The sequence below is a fragment of the Microbispora siamensis genome (assembly GCF_016863095.1).
GTDB classification, from domain to species: Bacteria; Actinomycetota; Actinomycetes; order Streptosporangiales; family Streptosporangiaceae; genus Microbispora; species Microbispora siamensis.
In genome coordinates this window covers 74,281-91,273 of the sequence record NZ_BOOF01000037.1, presented here as the reverse complement: position 1 = coordinate 91,273, position 16,993 = coordinate 74,281, and the positions used below count along the sequence as shown (strand labels likewise).

General features: G+C 72.5%; 17 protein-coding genes. 7 read left to right on the top strand and 10 right to left on the bottom strand.

Annotated features, from left to right (window positions below; genetic code table 11):
* Entirely contained in the window at positions 1 to 765 is a 765-nt protein-coding gene (locus tag Msi02_RS29785; RefSeq protein WP_204051300.1) for an SDR family NAD(P)-dependent oxidoreductase, read from the bottom strand.
* A 138-nt stretch (positions 766 to 903) separates the two neighbouring features.
* Between Msi02_RS29785 and Msi02_RS29780 the strand changes: the two genes are divergently transcribed.
* From Msi02_RS29780 to Msi02_RS29755, 6 genes are read left to right on the top strand one after another with little or no spacing between them, the layout of a single operon-like run.
* On the top strand, positions 904 to 1,917 hold the full coding sequence (locus Msi02_RS29780; RefSeq protein WP_204051299.1) for a substrate-binding domain-containing protein: 1,014 nt from the start codon (positions 904 to 906) through the stop codon (positions 1,915 to 1,917).
* Between the two features lie 47 nt (positions 1,918 to 1,964).
* Positions 1,965 to 3,458 carry a sugar ABC transporter ATP-binding protein gene (locus Msi02_RS29775; RefSeq protein ID WP_204051298.1) on the top strand — a complete coding sequence of 498 codons (1,494 nt, stop codon included), beginning with the start codon at positions 1,965 to 1,967 and terminating at the stop codon, positions 3,456 to 3,458.
* A gap of 8 nt (positions 3,459 to 3,466) precedes the next feature.
* A complete protein-coding gene (locus Msi02_RS29770) occupies positions 3,467 to 4,480 on the top strand; it encodes an ABC transporter permease (protein ID WP_079313463.1) in 1,014 nt (337 codons plus the stop codon).
* Entirely contained in the window at positions 4,477 to 5,547 is a 1,071-nt protein-coding gene (locus Msi02_RS29765) for a zinc-dependent alcohol dehydrogenase family protein (protein WP_204051297.1), read from the top strand. Before Msi02_RS29770 ends, Msi02_RS29765 begins: the two co-directional genes overlap by 4 nt.
* Complete coding sequence (locus Msi02_RS29760; protein WP_204051296.1) at positions 5,540 to 6,493, top strand: DUF4380 domain-containing protein; 954 nt, start codon at positions 5,540 to 5,542, stop codon at positions 6,491 to 6,493. Before Msi02_RS29765 ends, Msi02_RS29760 begins: the two co-directional genes overlap by 8 nt.
* A gap of 36 nt (positions 6,494 to 6,529) precedes the next feature.
* On the top strand, positions 6,530 to 7,381 hold the full coding sequence (locus Msi02_RS29755) for a DUF72 domain-containing protein (protein ID WP_239108803.1): 852 nt from the start codon (positions 6,530 to 6,532) through the stop codon (positions 7,379 to 7,381).
* Position 7,382: 1 nt separating this feature from the next.
* Here the strand turns inward: Msi02_RS29755 and Msi02_RS29750 are convergent, their stop codons facing one another.
* From Msi02_RS29750 to Msi02_RS29735, 4 genes are read right to left on the bottom strand one after another with little or no spacing between them, the layout of a single operon-like run.
* Positions 7,383 to 8,549 carry a methyltransferase gene (locus Msi02_RS29750; protein ID WP_204051295.1) on the bottom strand — a complete coding sequence of 389 codons (1,167 nt, stop codon included), beginning with the start codon at positions 8,547 to 8,549 and terminating at the stop codon, positions 7,383 to 7,385.
* A gap of 25 nt (positions 8,550 to 8,574) precedes the next feature.
* Positions 8,575 to 9,279 (bottom strand): DUF2812 domain-containing protein, encoded by a 705-nt coding sequence (locus Msi02_RS29745; RefSeq protein ID WP_204051294.1) that lies wholly within the window; start codon positions 9,277 to 9,279, stop codon positions 8,575 to 8,577.
* Positions 9,276 to 9,614 (bottom strand): PadR family transcriptional regulator, encoded by a 339-nt coding sequence (locus Msi02_RS29740; protein ID WP_079313459.1) that lies wholly within the window; start codon positions 9,612 to 9,614, stop codon positions 9,276 to 9,278. The genes Msi02_RS29745 and Msi02_RS29740 overlap by 4 nt, the downstream gene beginning before the upstream one ends.
* 31 nt (positions 9,615 to 9,645) lie before the next feature.
* A complete protein-coding gene (locus Msi02_RS29735) occupies positions 9,646 to 10,380 on the bottom strand; it encodes a CPBP family intramembrane glutamic endopeptidase (RefSeq protein WP_204051293.1) in 735 nt (244 codons plus the stop codon).
* Positions 10,381 to 10,595: 215 nt separating this feature from the next.
* Here Msi02_RS29735 and thrS point away from each other — a divergent pair, with 215 nt between their 5' ends.
* Positions 10,596 to 11,882, top strand: coding sequence for a threonine--tRNA ligase (thrS, locus tag Msi02_RS29730; protein WP_275414184.1), 1,287 nt, complete (start codon positions 10,596 to 10,598; stop codon positions 11,880 to 11,882).
* 1 nt (position 11,883) lies between these two features.
* On the opposite strand, the gene Msi02_RS29725 is transcribed toward thrS, so the two are convergent.
* The 5 genes from Msi02_RS29725 to Msi02_RS29705 all read right to left on the bottom strand — a co-directional run bounded on the left by Msi02_RS29725 (position 11,884) and on the right by Msi02_RS29705 (position 16,874).
* On the bottom strand, positions 11,884 to 12,942 hold the full coding sequence (locus tag Msi02_RS29725; protein WP_204051291.1) for an LCP family protein: 1,059 nt from the start codon (positions 12,940 to 12,942) through the stop codon (positions 11,884 to 11,886).
* A 2-nt stretch (positions 12,943 to 12,944) separates the two neighbouring features.
* On the bottom strand, positions 12,945 to 13,523 hold the full coding sequence (locus tag Msi02_RS29720) for an RNA polymerase sigma factor (RefSeq protein WP_239108802.1): 579 nt from the start codon (positions 13,521 to 13,523) through the stop codon (positions 12,945 to 12,947).
* 503 nt (positions 13,524 to 14,026) lie between these two features.
* Positions 14,027 to 14,539 (bottom strand): SRPBCC family protein, encoded by a 513-nt coding sequence (locus tag Msi02_RS29715; RefSeq protein ID WP_204051289.1) that lies wholly within the window; start codon positions 14,537 to 14,539, stop codon positions 14,027 to 14,029.
* A 90-nt stretch (positions 14,540 to 14,629) separates the two neighbouring features.
* Complete coding sequence (locus Msi02_RS29710; protein WP_204051288.1) at positions 14,630 to 15,886, bottom strand: MFS transporter; 1,257 nt, start codon at positions 15,884 to 15,886, stop codon at positions 14,630 to 14,632.
* Positions 15,867 to 16,874 carry a glycerophosphodiester phosphodiesterase gene (locus Msi02_RS29705; RefSeq protein WP_204051287.1) on the bottom strand — a complete coding sequence of 336 codons (1,008 nt, stop codon included), beginning with the start codon at positions 16,872 to 16,874 and terminating at the stop codon, positions 15,867 to 15,869. Before Msi02_RS29705 ends, Msi02_RS29710 begins: the two co-directional genes overlap by 20 nt.
* Between the last annotated feature and the right edge of the window lie 119 nt (positions 16,875 to 16,993).

The window sequence follows — 16,993 nt, the reverse complement described above, 5'->3', positions numbered from 1 at the left end:
TCAGGAGGAGTTCTTCGTCGCGCTCCAGCCGCCGTCGACGACGAGGGTGGTGGCGGTGATGTAGGACGCCTCGTCCGACAGCAGGAAGGCGATCGCCGCGGCGACCTCGGCGGGGTCGCCGAACCGCTTGGCGATCGTGGCCTCCACGCTCAGGCGCCGGTCCTCCTCCGCCACGCGGTCCCAAGCGGGGGACATGATCGGCCCGGGCAGCACGGTGTTGACGCGTACCTCGGGGCCGTAGTCCACCGCGAGCTGGCGGCCGAGACCCACCAGCGCCGCCTTCGTCGCCGCGTACGCCGGGTGGCCGGGGAGGCCGACGAGGGCGTGCACCGACGAGACGAGGACGACCGCCCCCGACGTCGCCTTCAAATCCTCGTGTAGCGTGCGAAAGGCCAGGTAGGAGGCGGTGAGGTTCACTTCGAGCTGCCGGTTCCACGATGTTGCGCCCAGGTCGTGCACGGGTCTCACGTCCACGACGTAGGCGTTGCTGACGAGGTGCCGCACCGGGCCGTACTCCCGGTGGGCGACGCGGCGGAGTTCCCCCCACGCGCTCTCGTCGCTGACGTCCATGCGCACGAATCTTGCCGTGCCGCCCGCCTCGACGACAGCCGCGGCGACGTCCTCCCCGGCCGGGGAGATGTCGCACAGCAGGACGGGCATGCCCGTCGCGCCGAGGCGCCTGGCGGTAGCCGCGCCGATGCCGGAGGCGGCGCCGGTCACGACCGCGCAGCATCCGGCCTCCGTGGAAGGTCCGGGGAGGTTCACGCCGCCACTCTACGATAAGTGTTTTTTTATGACAATTTATTGACAGGCACGTTACGCCCGCCTCATCATCTGGACGTGGCGCAGCGCGCCCTACCCGGTGGCGTCGCCAACCGAAGACAGACTCATGGGAGGCCATTCGTGGCATCAGTTCGACTCACGGCGATGCGCTGCATCGCCCTGCTGGCCGTCGGCGCCGTGCTCGCCGCCTGCGGTCAGTCCGCCGGGTCCGGCGGCGCCTCGGGCACGAAGGAACAGCTGCGCGTCGGCGTGATCTACCTGGACTCGCAGGGCTTCTACGCCGGCGTGAAGAAGGGCATCGAGACCGCCGCCGCCCAGGACTCGCAGCTCAAGCTGCTGGGCAACAACGCGCAGGGCGACGCGGCCAAGGAGTCCTCGTTCATGTCGACCCTGGTCGCCTCCAACGTGGACGCGATCATCACCTCGGCCGTCTCCGCCACGGCGTCCACCCCGGCGATCGCGGCGGCGAGCAAGGCCGGCATCCCGGTCGTCTGCTACAACACCTGCATCAACGACGCGGACGCCAAGAAGTACGTCTGGGGCTACGTCCTGTCCGACCCGTACGTCTTCGGCAAGAAGCTGGGTGAGCAGGCCGGCAAGTACTTCACCTCCCAGAAGATCGACAAGCCGAAGATCGCGATTCTGAACTGCGACTTCGTGGAGGTCTGCAAGGAGCGCAAGCGCGGCTTCAAGGACGGCCTGGCCGAGTCGGTGCCGGGTGCCCAGTACGTCGCCGACCAGGAGGGCGCGGTCGTCGACAAGGCCACCCCGGTCGCGGAGAACATCATCACCGCGAACCCCGAGCTCGACGCGTTCTACGCCGTGGCGGGCGGCGGCACCCTGGCCGGCATCAAGGCCGTCACCACGCGCTCCCGCGTCGGTAAGACCGTAGTCTTCGGCAGCGACATGACCGTCGACATCGCCAAGGCCCTGGTGGACGGCAGCATCCTCAAGGCGGAGATCGACGTGCCCGCGCAGACCGTGGGCAAGCTCGCGTACGAGGCCGCCCGCAAGGCGTCGAGTGGCGCCAAGAACGACTCGTTCGTCATCCCGGTGGACCCGATCCTCTACACCGCCGACGACAAGGCGACGAACGAGAAGTGGCTGACCGAGCACGCAGACGGGATTCCGTAAACCGTCCAGGTCACCCGTCCCCACCGAAGGCTCCCAGGAAGGCTCCCATGTCGAACACCGACGTCGTCGCGGAGGTGCGTGCGGGCACCAAGCGCTACCCCGGCGTCACCGCTCTCAGCGACGTCGACTTCGCGGTGCGGCGCGGCGAGGTCCGCGCGCTGCTGGGCAAGAACGGCGCCGGCAAGTCCACCCTGATCAAGGTGCTGTCCGGCGCCGAGCACCTCGACTCCGGTGAGGCGCTCGTACGCGGCACGCCGCTGGCGGGTCTCGGCACGCGGGACGTCGCCGCCCTGGGGGTCGCGACCGTCTACCAGGAGCTGAGCCTGGTGCCGGAGATGACGGTCGCGGAGAACCTGTTCCTGGGGGCCTGGCCGCGCTCCCGCGGCGCGCTCGACCTGCGCAGGATGCGCGCCGACGCGAAGGAGGCGATGGCGCGCATCGGCGTGGACATCGACGTCGACAGCCCGGTCGGCTCGCTGGGCTCCGCCGGGCAGCAGCTCGTGGAGATCGCCCGCGCCGTCAGCCAGCGGCCCACCCTGCTCATCCTCGACGAGCCGACCAGTTCCCTGGCCGCCGCCGAGGTCAGGCAGGTGATCGACGTCGTACGGACCGTCGCGGAGCAGGGCGTGGCGGTCATCTACGTCAGCCACCGCATGGACGAGATCCGGCAGGTGGCCGACACCGCCACGGTCGTCCGCGACGGCAGGATCGTGGAGACGCTGCCGGTGCGCACGGCCTCCACCCACGAGATCGTCGCGATGATGCTCGGCACGGCGCCCGAGACCGTGGCGGCCCGGGACCGCCGCCCGAGCGAGGAGCCGCCGGTGCTGTCGGCGCGCGGCCTGGTCAGCGACCGGCTGAACGGCCTCGACATCGACGTGCGCCCCGGCGAGATCCTGGGCATCGCCGGGGTGCTCGGCTCGGGCCGCACCGAGACGCTGCGCGCCCTGGTGGGGCTCGACCGCCCGGTCTCCGGCGAGATCCGCCTGCGCGGCGAGGCCGTACGGCCCGGCGCGTTCGCCGCGATGCTCCGCAGGGGCCTCGGCATGACGCCGGAGAACCGGCGGCGCGAGGGGATCGTGCCGCTGATGGGCGTCGACGAGAACATCGTCATCAGCGACCTGCGCAGGGTGAGCAGGTCGGGAGTGCTGGACCGCCGGGCGATACGGCAGGCCGCCCGGGCGCTCATCGACCGCCTGGCGATCAAGACGGCCCGTCCGGGCACGCCGATCGGCACGCTCAGCGGCGGCAACCAGCAGAAGGCCGTGCTCGCCCGGTGGCTGCACGCGGGAAGCGACGTGCTGCTGCTCGACGAGCCCACCCGCGGCGTGGATGTGGAGGCCAAACGCCAGATCTACGACCAGATGCGCCTGCTGGCCGACGACGGGCGCGCGGTGGTCTTCGTGTCCAGCGAGGTGGAGGAGCTGGCCGACGTCTGCGATCGGATCGTCGTCCTGCGCGGCGGGCGTGCCGTGGCCGAGCTGAGTGGTGACGAGATCGAGCTCAACCGGGTCATGGCCCTAGCGATTGCCGAGGAGTGAGGGAGAACATGAGCACGACCACGCCCACGGGCCCGCCCGTGGCCAAGGCGGCTGCCCGGGGCGGGCGGCTGGGACGCAACACGCAACGGCTGAACGAGATCGGGCTCATCGGGGCCATCGTGGTGCTGTTCGTGGTGCTCGCCGCCACGGCGCCGGGGTTCCTGACCGTGACGAACCAGCTGGCCATCCTGCGCGACGCGGCGACGATCGGCGTCGTGGCGTGGGCGATGACCCTCGTCATCGTGGCCGGTGAGATCGACATCAGCATCGGCCCGGCCGTGGCGTTCTCCTCGGTGCTGCTGGCCAAGGCCACCGGGGAGTGGCACATCCCGTTCGCCCTCGCCGTACTGGTCTGCCTCGCGGTGGGCCTGCTGCTCGGAGCCGGGGCCGGCTTCCTGCGCGCCCGCTGGGGCATCCCGTCGTTCGTGGCCACGCTGGGCCTGTGGAGCGCCCTGCGCGGGCTGGCGCAGTACATGACGGACGGACTGCCGGTCCCGCTGGAGGCCAACGGGTTCCTCGATGTCCTGTCCGGGAGCATCCTCGGCATCCCGACCCCGGCCATCATCATGGCGGTCCTGTTCGTCGTGTTCCTCTTCGTGGCCAACCGCACGGCGTACGGCCGCTCGGTCTTCGCCGTCGGCGGCAACGCCGAGGCCGCCCGCCTCGCGGGAATCAACGTCTCCCGGATCCGGGTGATCCTGTTCGCGACGACCGGCCTGCTCGCCGCGGTCAGCGGCCTGCTGCTGGCCGCGCGCCTCGGGTCGGGGAACGGCGGCGCGTCGGTCGGCCTCGAGTTCGACGTGATCGCCGCGGTGGTGATCGGCGGCACCTCCCTCGCCGGCGGCAAGGGTTCCCTGCTCGGCACCCTGCTGGGCGTCGCGTTCATCACCGTCATCGGCAACGGCCTCGTGCTGCTCGGGGTCAACGCCTTCTTCCAGGACGTGGTCCGCGGCGTCATCATCGTCGGCGCCGTGCTGATCAACGTGTTGCTCTCCCAGCGGAACGGAGCCCGTAGCTCATGACCACCATGAAAGGCGTCTTCCTGCCCGGCGACTTCACCGCCGTGCTCCGCGACGTCGAGGTGCCCACGCCCGGTCCCGGCCAGTTGCTCGTACGGGTGGGCGCGTCCGGCATCTGTGGCAGCGACCTGTCCTACATCTACCGGGGGCACAAGACCCACGTCGGACAGGAGGGCGCGGCGTACAAGGGGGTCGTGGCCGGGCACGAGCCCAGCGGCCAGGTCGTGGAGACCGGTCCGGGCTGCCGGCGTTTCGGGGTGGGCGACCGGGTGATCGTCTACCACATCTCCGGCTGCGGGCGCTGCTCCAACTGCCGCCGCGGCCACATGATCAGCTGCTCCGACCCCGAGCGCAGGTCGGCGTACGGCTGGCAGCGCGACGGCGGGCACGCCGAGTACATCCTGGTCGAGGAGAGCACGGCCGTGCCGCTGCCGGACGAGCTGTCCTACGTGGACGGCGCCCTGATCGCGTGCGGGTTCGGCACGGCGTACGAGGGCCTGCTGCGCACCGGGGTCGGCGGGCGCGATGACCTGCTCGTGGTCGGCCTCGGGCCGGTCGGGCTGGCCGCCGCCATGATCGCCCGCAGTCTCGGCGCGACCCGGGTGCTCGGCGTGGAGCGCTCGCCCGAGCGCGCCGCGCACGCCCGGTCCCTCGGCCTGTTCGACGACGTCCTGATCGCCGACGACGGGGTCGCCGAGGCCGTGGACGAGGCCACCGGAGGACGTGGCTGTTCGGTGACGATGGACTGCTCGGGCTCGGCCGCGGGCCGGAGCGTCGCGATCCGGGGCGCGGCCGAGTGGGGCCGCGTCTCCCTCGTGGGCGAGGGCGGCCGTCTGGAGACCGAGGTCTCCGACCTGCTGCTGCACCGCCAGCTCACCCTGTACGCCTCCTGGGTCACCTCGCTGCAGGCGATGGAGGAGCTGGCCTTCCGCCTGGTGCGGTGGGGCGCCAGCCCGCAGCGGCTGGTGACCGACGTGCTGCCGCTGGAGAAGGCCGACGAGGCGTATCGTCTGGCCGACTCGGGGCGGACCGGCAAGGTCTGCCTGGTCCCCACGCAGAGCGATGAATAGCCAGGAGCCGCTGGTCCGGCTCGCCGCGCCCTGGGGGGAGGCGGTCGTCCTGCCGGGCCGCGGCGGGCGGATCATCTCGCTGCGCGCCGCGGGCCGGGAGTGGCTGTGGCGCAACCCGGATCTGCTCGACGAGTCGCTGGCGCTCACCCCCGCCGCGCGGCGGCTGCCCGCCCCCACCGGATTCGCGACCTGGGCGAACTGGGGCGGAGACAAGACCTGGCCCGCCCCGCAGGGATGGTCGTCGGCGCAGGAGTGGGCGGGGCCGCCCGACCCGGTGCTGGACGCCGGCGCCTACACCGTGCTGGAGCGCGACGACCTGCGCGTACGGATGCGCAGCGGCGACGACCCGCGCACCGGGCTGGCCGTCACCCGTACGGTCACGATGTCGGCCGGTGAGCCCGTCCTCGTGGTCGACAGCGAGCTGGAGAACGTCACCGGCCACCCGGTGCGGTGGGCGGCCTGGACGGTGACCCAGTTCGAGACCGAGTCGTTCCGCGACCACGACGATCCCCGGTGCGGGGTGTGGGTCGGGCTGACCGAGCGGCACCGGGCGCCGGTGACGCTGTTCGCCCCCGACGGCGCGCCGGTCCTTGAGCGGGTCTCCCCTTCGGCGGGCCGGGTGCCGGTGGGCGACGTGGTCGGCAAGATCGGTATCGGCGGCACGGCCGGATGGCTGGCGGTGGTGGCCCCCGGCGGGGCGACGCTGACGCAGCGGTTCGACGTGCGGCCGGGCGCGCCCTACCCCGACGAAGGCTCCGAGATCGCCATCTGGATGCAGTACCCCAAGGAGGAGGAGCTTGAGGGGCTGGAGGGCCTGCGTCCCACCGCCCGGCTGGTCGAGGCCGAGACCATGTCGCCCCTGACCTCGCTCGCGCCCGGCGAGGTGCTGCGCCACCGCGTGACCTGGTCGGTGACGGACGTGCCGCCGCCCGTCGCCGGGGAGTGAACCGGGCAGTGATCCGAACCGGATAACGTCGGGGCCATGCGGCTTCATGTGGGGTGCGCGATGTGGACGCACGCGCCGTGGCAGGGGCGTCTCCTGCCGCACCCGCTTCCTCCGGGGGAGCGGCTGCGGGCCTACGCGACCTGGTGCAACGCGGTCGAGGGCAACACGACCTTCTACGCGACGCCCTCACGGAGCACGGTCGAGTCCTGGGCGCGGCAGACGGACCCCGGCTTCCGCTTCGTGGTCAAGCTGCCCAAGCCGATCACCCACGAGCGCCGCCTGACCGGGGCCGACGACGACCTGCGGGCCTTCCTCGACGCGATCGAGCCGCTCGGCCCGCGCGCCCACGCGCTGTGGATCCAGCTCCCGGGCTCGTTCGGCCCGGCGGACGTCGGCACGCTGGCGGCCTTCCTCGGCCGGCTTCCCCGCGACCACCGCTACGCCGTCGAGGTCCGTCACCGCGCGTTCTTCGACGACCCCCGGGCCGCGCGGCTCCTGGAGCGGGTGCTGGCCGGGGCCGGCGCCGAGTGGGTGCCGTTCGACACGACGGTGCTGTTCCGCAGCCCGCCGACCAGCGACGCCGAACGGGACGCCTGGTCGAAGAAGCCGCGCGTGCCGCTGCGGACCGCCGCCCTCACCGACCGCCCGATCGTCCGCTACATCGGCCGCGACGACCCGGAGCGTACGGCCGAGGGCTGGCGGCACTGGGTGGAGGCGGTCGCCGGGTGGCTGCGCGAGGGCCGCTCGCCCACGGTGTTCGTCCACACCCCCGACAACGCCGACGCGCTGACGCTCGCCCGCCGGTTCCACGACGACGTACGCGCCGAGGTGCCCGGCGTGGAACCGCTGCCCGAGCCCATGCCGAACGAGCCGTTGACCCTGTTCTGAGTCAGCGCTTCACGGCCCGCAGCACGACGAACTTCGGGTCGCTCGCGACGACCTCGCAGTTGCCGAAGAGCCGGCGCAGCTTCACGTGGTAGCCGAGGTGGCGGTTGCCCACCACCCACAGTTCGCCGCCCCGTCGCAGCGCGGCACGCGAGCCGTTGAACATGCGCCAGGCGGTCGCGTCGGTCCTGCCCCGGTGGGTGTGGAACGGCGGGTTGTTCAGCACCAGGTCCGCCGTGCCCGGCGGGAAGCCCGACAGACCGTCTGCCGCCACGAACCGGGCGGCGGCGCCCGCCCCGGCGTTCGCCCGGAAGGTGGCCTCGGCCGAGGCCAGCGCCTGGTAGGACTCGTCGATGAACGTCACCTCGGCCTCGCGGTTGGACAGCGCCGCGGCGAGCCCGATCACCCCGTTGCCGCAGCCGAGGTCGACCACGTGCTCGGCCCCCGTACGCGTGGGCAGGCTGCGCAGCAGGAGCCGGGTGCCGGCGTCGAGACGCTCGGCGGAGAAGACGCCGGCGTGGTTGACGACGGTCAGGCCGGAGACGACCCCGACGTCGGCGGGCAAGGCGTAGCTCCGCGGCCACGGATTCTCCCCACGCGGCGCGCCGGAGGCGGGCGAGCAGAAGATCAGCCGCGCCTTCCTGACCGCCAGCGAGGTCCTGGTCGGCCCGAGGACGCGTTCGAACAGCTTCAGCGTCGAGGTGTGGATCTCGGTGACCATCCCCGCGCCGACGACCACCGTGCCCTCGTGCACGTGGGGGGCGAGGCGGTGCAACTGGTCCTCCAGGAGGGCGAGGCTCTTGGGCACCCGCACCAGCAGCACGTCGATCCGGTCCGGCGGCGCGTCCCTGGTCGTGCGCAGCCGTACGGCGTCCGCGCCGAGGCCGTTGCGCTCCAGGTTGGCGCGGGTGGCCTGCTGGCCGAGGAAGGAGTCGCTGATCTGCACGGGACGGTGGACGGGGCGCTGCGCGGCGAGCGCGGTGGCCAGGGCGCCCCACCGGTCGCCCAGCACGACCAGGCTCCCCGACAGGTCCACCGGCCCGCCCTCGTGCTCGTCGAGGTGCCGCAGCAGGTACGCGTCGGCCGCGTCCCACGCGCGGAGCGGGTCGCGGGGGTCCTCGGGGAAGCGGGCGAGGTCGAGATCACCCCGTGCCGTCGTCATACGGTCCATCGCCGCTCAGGCTAGTGCCCCCGCTCTACTGGCGGCGGCGGGCCGTCCACAGCCACATCACCGCAAGGGCGGCGATCGCGACGCAGCCTCCGACGGCCATGCCGGCGAAGAAGCCCGGCCCGCCGCCGTTCGACGGCCCCCACAGGATCCCGGGGATGACCATGGCGAGCAGGGCCACGGCCAGCACCAGGTAGAACCGCCGGCTGAAGAAGACGTTGCGGCCGGGGGCCGGGGGCGGGGAGTCGAGCTGTGCGGCCGGTCCCACGCTGGCGGCCCTGGGCCGCTTGAAGTACCGCCAGTACATCCAGGTGCCGCAGGGCTCCCAGCCCTCGGGCGCCAGCCGCGCGGCCGGCGTGGAACCGCCGATCGACAGTTCCCTGCGGTACTCCCACCGCTGCGGCCGTTCCGGGTCGCGGTGGCTGACGAACCTGCCGAGGTGGTCGACCCGGTCGATCTCCCAGCCCTGGTCACCGAGCCGGGCCAGCATCTGGCGGTCGGTGAAGATGTCGGCGGTCCACCGCCACTCGGTGGCGTCCGTCGCGTCGGTCTCGGGCGCCCGCGCCGCCAGCAACTGGCCGGCGAAGTCGCCGACCGGCCCGAACTCCTCCTCCGGGTCGGCGCCGGTCTCGGCGACGTACGCGGCGAGGTCGGCGACGGTGGCCTCGACCTGCGCCGCGGGCACGCCGCCCGCGCGCAACAGGGTCCCCAGCTCGTCGAGGTAGCCGCTCACTTCAGTCCTCCCGAGGCCAGCACCGTGCGTACGGACTCGTCGAACGCCAGCCACAGGCGGCCCTGCTCGGCCAGCGTCCGCCTGCCCTGCTCGGTGAGCCGGTAGTAGCGCCGGCCGGGGCCCCGCTCGGTCACCCGGAACTCGGCCGACACCAGGCCCGCCTCCTCCAGGCGGTTGAGCACGGGATAGAGCGTGCCGCCGCGGATCTGCCCGAGCCCGGAGCCGGCGAGCATCTTGGCGATCTCGTAGCCGTAGTTCTCGCCCTCGGTCAGGCTGGCCAGCACCAGCAGGTCGAGGACGCCCTTGAGCCAGCTCGCGCGGCGGTCGGTCGCCATGTGCCTCATCCTCGCACGGTAGGAGTACTACCTAGACCGCTTGACCGACCGTCTTCCCGGCGGGTGCCGGCATGCACACGAGGCCCCGTACGTCGATCAGGACGTGCATCAAAATCGGCAGCAGCAGGCTGCCGGTGGACAGGTACACGATGGTGAGCCAGAAACCGAGGAGGGTCACCGCGACCATGCCCTTCCAGCCCTGGTAGAGGTGGCCCGCGACGAAGACCGCCAGAGCCAGGGCGGCGGCCGCGGCGGTGCCGAGGCCCAGCACGCCGACGCCGAACGCGATGAGCAGGCCGCGGTAGACGATCTCCTCGCAGACGCCCGCGGTCACCGCCATGGCGAGGCCGTGCCACCGCTCGGCGGGGGTGCGCGGCATCAGTTCCGCGAAGGCCGCCTGGCCCGGTACGGCACGGCCCGAGCGGGCGAGGCGGCGGAGCAGCAGCGTGCCGATCACGATGGCGCCGGTCATGCCGACGACCGCCGGGGCGATCTGGTCCAGGTTGCCCGGCATCGCGAATCCCAGATCCGCCGGGTCGAGCCCCGGCGACAGGACCAGGATCAGCGCCGTCACCGCCAGCCAGATCCACTCCTCGGCGATCCACAGCCGGTACGCGTGCACCAGCGCCCGGGGGTCGTGGGCGCGGCGTCGCGCCAGCCGGTCGTACTGGCGCTTGCCCAGCCAGGGAGCGGCGAAGGCCAGATAGGCCGTCAGCGCGACCGTCAGGAGCAGGCCCGGGGTCGAGAAGCTCGCAGAGATGCTCATGGATTGCCGTCCTTCTTACCTGTGTTGGCGATTTAGACGATAAAGCGAGCTAGTTAGGATTACAACCTATGTAGCCAAACACCGCCTGCGAAACCGGTTGGGAGACGATCAGCGGCTGTGTTAGCGTTCGCGGCATGATGCGCGCCTGCCTGACGACGACGCCGGAGACCGTCCCGGCGCGCTGACACGTACTTTCATCGAAGCCCCGGGGCGAGTTGCCCCGGGGCTTCGCCGTCCGGTCACTCGCCTCGCCGCACACGGAACGCGAGGAGACCACGATGCACGACCACCGCAAGCTGGGCCGCGAGCTCGGCCTGTTCGACACCGACCCGCTGATCGGCTCCGGGCTGCCCTACTGGCTGCCCGACGGCGCCGTCATCCGGCACACCCTGGAGGAGTACATCCGCGACGCCGAACGGCGCGCGGGATACCGGCACGTGTACTCCCCCGTGCTCGGCAAACGGGAGCTGTACGAGATCTCCGGGCACTGGTCCCACTACAGCGACGACATGTTCCCGCCGATGGACCTCGGGGGAGAGCAGGTCGTGCTGCGGCCGAGCCTGTGCCCCCACCACGCGTTGATCTACCGCTCCCGCTCGCACAGCTACCGTGAGCTGCCGCTGCGCGTCGCCGAGCTGGGCGGCATGTACCGCTCCGAGCTGTCGGGCGTGCTCGGCGGGCTCACCCGGGTGCGGGCGATCCAGCTCAACGACGCGCACATCTTCTGCACCCTCGACCAGGTCGCCGCCGAGGCGGCCGGGGCCGTGGAGATGATCAGGCGGGCGTACGCCGTGCTCGGCATCCGCCCGGTCCGTTACCGGCTGTCCCTGCCGGGGGCCGGTGGGAAGTACGTGGCCGCCCCCGACATGTGGCGGCGGGCGACCGCCATGCTGACCGACGTCCTCGACCGCTCCGGCCTGGCGTACGAGGCCGTCGAGGGCGAGGCGGCGTTCTACGGCCCGAAGATCGACGTGCAGATCGCCGACGGCGCCGGACGCGAGGCCACCCTGTCCACCGTGCAGGTCGACTTCCACCAGCCCGAGCGGTTCGACCTGCACTACATCGGCCCCGACGGCGCAAGGCACCGGCCCGTCATGGTCCACCGCAGCATCATCGGCAGCGTGGAGCGGGCCGTGGCGCACCTCATCGAGGTGTACGGCGGCGCCTTCCCCGCCTGGCTCGCCCCCACCCAGATGGTGGTCCTGCCGGTGACCGAGGCCGAGTTGCCCCCCGCCGAGGCGCTCGTACGGCACTGCGCCGAGCTGGGCCTGCGGGCGGAGGTCTCCGGGCCCGAGCACGGCAGCCTGGGCGCTCGCGTCCGGGCCGCCCGGCTTGCGCCCTACCAGGCGGTGATCGGCGCGAAGGAGGCCGCGGGCGACGAGGTCGCGCTGCGCCTGCGCGACGGCCGCGCCCTGGACGCGATGCCCGCCGCCGAGGCGCTGGCCCGCATCGGCGGTCTCGTCGAGGCCCGCGCCGCCGCCCTGTGGGAGCCCGCGTCGTGACTCAGCTCGCCGCGAGCTGTGCGAACAGGCGGGCGGCGTCCGGTTGCTTCCATTCGATCCGGTTCGGGTCCTTCCTGGAGGGCTGCCAGGGAACGGTCACGAACGTGACCCGGGTGCCGGCCCGCCGCACGTCCAGGGCCAGACCGAGCATGGTGTCCAGGTCCAGCCCCGCGTCTGCGGTGACCGACGTCGCGGCCACGCGGACGAGGGCGGCCAGGTCCGCGGGACGGTCGATTCGGGAGAACTTCTTCAGCAACGCCTGGACGAGGGCCTGGTTGCGCTTGATGCGCGCGATGTCGGAGCCGTCGCCCAACGCGAACCGCAGACGTGCGTAGGCCACCGCGGTCCTGCCGTCGAGGACGGACCGGCCGGCGGGCAGCTTCAGCTTCGCCTTGGGGTCGTCCACGGCACGGGGGAGGGCGACCTCGACGCCGCCGAGTGCGTCGACCAGCTTCTCCAATCCGTCGTAGCGGATGGCGACGGCGTGGTCGACGCGCACGCCCGTGGTGCTCTCCACCGTCTTCCACGCGCAGGTCAGGCCGCCGATCGCGTACGCCTGGTTGATCATGTCCTGATGTGCGGCGACGGTCCGGCCGTCGGCGGACCGGCACTGCGGGATCCGGACCATGGAGTCGCGGGGCAGGCTGACGGCCGTCGCCCGCTTCCGATCGGCGGACAGCCGAAGGAGGACCATGAGGTCGCTGCGCTCGCCCAGGTCGCCGGCGTTTGCGGACGTCGGGCGCCGGTCGGAGCCGAGGAGCAGCACGGTCAGGGCCTCGCCCTTCTTGGCCGGGCGGTCCCCGGTAAGCGGCGCCACGGTGTGCGCGCCGGTGGTCCCGCGCAGCAGCACGGTCGGCACCACGACCAGCACGGCGGTGACCACGGCGACCGCCACCAGGGTGATCCACCCTGCCCGGCGGCCGCCGCTCCATGGCGTCAGGCGTCGGCGGCGCCCGCCCGCCGCCTCGTCCAGCAGGCGCCGCCGCTGGCGCGCGAGACCGGCCGGTGGCTCGTGCTCGAGACCGCGGCCGAGATCGCGGAGCATCGTGAGGTCGTCCATGCTTACTCCTCGTCGCGCAGCGGGTTGGTGTGGCCGAGCGCCTCGCGCACCTTGCGGCGTGCCCGGTTCAGGCGTGAGCGGACGGTGCCCACGGGAATGCCGAGCGCCTGCGCCGCCTCGTCGTACGTCAGGTCGGCCCAGGCGATGAGCAGCAGGACATCGCGGTCGCCCTTGGACAGGTGCGCGAGCGCGGCGGCCAGCAGCGGCCGGACGGCCGTGGCGCTCACGCCGTCCTCGACGCGTTCAGCGGGGGACTCCGCGACGTCGTCCAGCGGGCTGCGCGTGAGCGCCCGGTAGCGGGCGGCCTCGTCGCGGTGGTGCCGGGAGACGAGCTTGCTGACGATGCCGAACAGCCAGGGACGGGCGTCGGGGCGGGTGAGGTCGTAGCGGTCCCGGCGCCTGAAGGCGACCAGGAACGTCTCTCCCACCAGGTCCTCGGCGACCTCAGGTCCGAGGCGGCGGGATACGTAGCGGTAGAGCATGGCCGCGTAGCGGTCGAACAGCGCCGCGAACGCCTCGGGCCGCGCCCTGGACTCGGCGATCAGGTCCGAGTCCAGGCGTGGGGTGGCAAGGGGGATCATCAACGACACCATGGCATCGAGCCGGCCTAACCCTTCGGGAATCTGGACAGCCGTGTCTCGCCACTTGTCGCGCTTCGGGTTCACGGTAGGGACGAGCGACACTCCCGCACGTCACTCGCCTACGAGTATCAGGATGAGCTGACGACGGCCGGACGGCGGAAGGTGACCGGCCGGACGCAGGCGCCCGGCATGGAGGGCGCGACGGCCCGGCGGTACCCGCGGCAGCGGCTCGGCTGTGAGGTGACCGCGCTCCATCCCGGCCGCACGTTCGTGGAGATCACTGCGGACACGCCCGCGGGGCGGGCGTGCGCGTCGGCGTGTGGCAGGGCGCCGCCGCCGACCTCCCCTTCCCCGACGGCCGCGTTCGACCTGGTCGTCTGCCAGGCCGTGTTCGGGACCTGTGAGATCCGCGCGGACGGATCATCGCCGAGGCCCGGCCGGCCAAGCCGGTCCGGTAGGTCCCGCGATCCCGGAGCGGGGGCGATCCCTGCTCCGGGCCCTGGTCACGCGTACGCGGCCGTCATCGCGTCGAGCGTCTCGGTCATGTGCTTGCGCAGCTCCTCAAGGCGTACGTCGAGGATGATCGGCGCGATCTCCGGGTTGTTGACGATCATCTCGCGCAGGCCGCTGTTTCCCGGGCCGTGCACGAAGCTGTGCCGCACCCTGGTCTGGCCGGGCAGGTCGCCGGGTTCGAGGTCGTAGCGCCAGAACGACGAGGGGCGTTCGGGGTCGCCGGCGCGGTCGAGCACCACCCATGCGAACGAGCGCGGCCGCTCGACCTCGGTGACGAGGCAGTTCACCGTCCAAACCCGGCCCTCGCGGCGGTTGCGCCCCTCGAAGCGGGTACCCACCGAGACCGTTCCCTCGCCGCCGTCGAGCAGGGCGGTGTGCTCGCACTCCGGGCTCCACTCGCTCACCCGGTGGACGGCGGTGACGAGGTCCCACAGCCGCTCGGGCGGCATGTCGACGACGACCTCCAGATCCACCCGCGCGCCGGTGATGCCGTAGTCCTCCATGGTGACCTCCGTGTGCGGCGTCCCGTCCCCCTCACCTTGGACGAAAGCCGCGCCGGTGAACAGACCGTCTTTGTTGGAGAATGCGCACTTTCAGGTCGCGGCCGGTACGCCCGACGGCTTCTCGTCGGCGACCCGCAGCCCGCGTACGCCGGGGGCCAGCAGCGCGGCCAGCGTGACCAGGACGATGACCGCCCCGCAGGCGACCAGCGCCGGCCGCGGTCCCACCGCGATGGCCACCGGCCCGGCCAGCAGCAGGCCGAGCGGCCCGAACATCAGGGACCCGAGCGCGTCGTAGGAGCTCACCCGGGACAGCGACTCGGCCGGGATCTCGCGCTGCATGGTGGTCTGCCACAGCACCCCGAAGATGTCGAAGCACACCCCCATCACGAACGCCCCGGCCACGACCGTCCACAGCGGTGCGCTCAGGCCGAGCAGCACGTACGGCGCGGCGGTGGGCAGCGTGAGGAGCGTGGCGAGCAGGATGGGCCGCCGAGGCCGCAGGCGCAGCGTGACGACCACCCCCACGATCATGCCGACGGCCTCGCCCGCGAGGACGGCCGACCATGCGGGCGCCCCGCCCAGCGACTGCTTGGCCACCAGCGGCCCGAGCACGCCGTGGGCGGCCTGCAGCGCCATGACCAGGATCGAGAACTGGGCGACGACCACCCACAGCCACTGCCGGGAGACGAACTCGCGCCAGCCGTCCCGCAGTTCGGCCAGCACCGAGTGCCCGCCGCCGGCCGCGCGCTCGGCGGGGGTGAGGCGCAGCAGCGCGATCAGCACGGCGGCCACGGCGAACATCGCCCCGCTCGCCGTCAACGCCCATCCGCCCCCCAGCAGGACCACGGCCGCGCCGCTCAGCACGAGGCCGGTGACGCGGGAGATGTTCTGTCCCAGTCCCAGCAGCGCGTTCGCGGTCTGCAGCCGGTCGGCGGGCACCACGTCCGGGATGATCCCGGTCAGGGCGGGGAACAGGACCGCGGCGGCGATGCCGCTCACCGCGCTCGCGGTGACGAGGGCGGGCAGCGGCGTCCAGCCGGTGAGCATCATCGCGGCCAGGGAGAAGTACGCCGCCGCGTTGAGCGCCTCCCCCGCCATCATGACCCGGTGGCGCGGCAGCCGGTCGGCGATCACGCCGCCGACGAGCATGAACAGCACCATCGGCAGCGCCTCGGCGGTGAGCACGGCGGACAGCGTCGTGGCGGTCGCGCCGGGGAGGCCGAGCACGCCGAAGGCGAGGGCCACCGGTGCGAAGGCGGTGCCGAGTACGGAGATCGTCCGGGCCGCCAGCAGCAGGGCGAACCGCCGGTCCCTGAGCAGGCCGAGATCACGGCGGAGGCCAGGCATGAGAACAACTCCGGAGGACGTGGGACATGAGGAAGGGGGGCGACGTTCCATCGTGCCGTCCCCGCCCGCGCCCGTCACCTGATTTACGGCCGTACGGGATCCGGCGGAAGGCGCGGACCGGACCCTCCGACCGACGCGGTGACGTCTCGTACGACGGCTGTCGATCGGCAAACGACTCGCGGCGGCACCTGCCGTCCAGCCAGGCGCGGTAGTCCGCGGTGTGGCTGGTCATCACGCTGGTGGGAGCCTGGTCGAACACGGCCTGCCACCGCGGCACGTTGAGCTGCCAAGGGGGCGGCGGCTCGTCCCACTTGACGCCGTCGGTCCACTTCGCCGCCGAACCTCGCAGGTGCTCGGGCAGCCGGTCGGCGAGCTGCGCCTCGATCCACTCGTCGCGTGAGTAGACGAGGATCGGCTGCTCGTCCTGCCGTTCGACGACGGGATCGATGATCTCCCGCCATGCGGCGGCGCCGTACTCCGGATCGGCCAGGACGGGCTCGGCGGACTTCTTGATCTCCAGCAGCGCGATCAGCCCCCGGGCGCGGACGTGGTCGAGCCACTCCCGCAGCGTCGGCACGCGCTCACCCGCGTACGGCCCGCGGGCGACGCGGCGGTCGCGCAGGTTGCCGGGCCCGTCGGCCCACCCGATCTCGCGGATCTCCTGCCGGGGACCGGTCAGCCCGTTCGTCGTCCTGTTGTGCCACATGACGGCCTTCGTGCCCTGCCGCGTGAGCTGGACGTCGGCCTCGACGCCGTCGGCGCCCCACGAAGCCTGGTCGTCGACCGCCCGCAGCACGTTGGGCTGGCGGATCACGTCCTTGGCCTTGGCGCCGGCGCTCTTCGGGTAGCCGCCGTGGCCGATCACCAGCGGACACGGCGGCGGCTCCGCCGCGGGCGCGGGAGCGGGCGCGGCGAGCACGGCGAGCACGGCGATCACGAGGGTCGGCGCGACTCCCGCCGGCGCCCTTGAGCGTAGGTGGAGGGTCATCGCTCGTCCTCCCCACTCGACCACGGCTGACCAGCGCATTGTGTGCGGACGCGGACGGACCGTGCGGCCGGCGCCGCGCGGGCGGACCCTTTCTTGACGACAACGGGAGTCCTTACGAC

Coding starts and splice junctions, on each gene's coding strand:
- Msi02_RS29720 (WP_239108802.1), bottom strand. CDS start 13,523: ATGATCCCCCTTGCCACCCCACGCCTGGACTCGGACCTGATCGCCGAG.
- Msi02_RS29710 (WP_204051288.1), bottom strand. CDS start 15,886: ATGCCTGGCCTCCGCCGTGATCTCGGCCTGCTCAGGGACCGGCGGTTC.
- Msi02_RS29715 (WP_204051289.1), bottom strand. CDS start 14,539: ATGGAGGACTACGGCATCACCGGCGCGCGGGTGGATCTGGAGGTCGTC.
- Msi02_RS29750 (WP_204051295.1), bottom strand. CDS start 8,549: ATGGACCGTATGACGACGGCACGGGGTGATCTCGACCTCGCCCGCTTC.
- Msi02_RS29770 (WP_079313463.1), top strand. CDS start 3,467: ATGAGCACGACCACGCCCACGGGCCCGCCCGTGGCCAAGGCGGCTGCC.
- Msi02_RS29740 (WP_079313459.1), bottom strand. CDS start 9,614: ATGGCGACCGACCGCCGCGCGAGCTGGCTCAAGGGCGTCCTCGACCTG.
- Msi02_RS29725 (WP_204051291.1), bottom strand. CDS start 12,942: ATGGACGACCTCACGATGCTCCGCGATCTCGGCCGCGGTCTCGAGCAC.
- Msi02_RS29705 (WP_204051287.1), bottom strand. CDS start 16,874: ATGACCCTCCACCTACGCTCAAGGGCGCCGGCGGGAGTCGCGCCGACC.
- Msi02_RS29735 (WP_204051293.1), bottom strand. CDS start 10,380: ATGAGCATCTCTGCGAGCTTCTCGACCCCGGGCCTGCTCCTGACGGTC.
- Msi02_RS29760 (WP_204051296.1), top strand. CDS start 5,540: ATGAATAGCCAGGAGCCGCTGGTCCGGCTCGCCGCGCCCTGGGGGGAG.
- Msi02_RS29755 (WP_239108803.1), top strand. CDS start 6,530: ATGCGGCTTCATGTGGGGTGCGCGATGTGGACGCACGCGCCGTGGCAG.
- Msi02_RS29775 (WP_204051298.1), top strand. CDS start 1,965: ATGTCGAACACCGACGTCGTCGCGGAGGTGCGTGCGGGCACCAAGCGC.
- Msi02_RS29765 (WP_204051297.1), top strand. CDS start 4,477: ATGACCACCATGAAAGGCGTCTTCCTGCCCGGCGACTTCACCGCCGTG.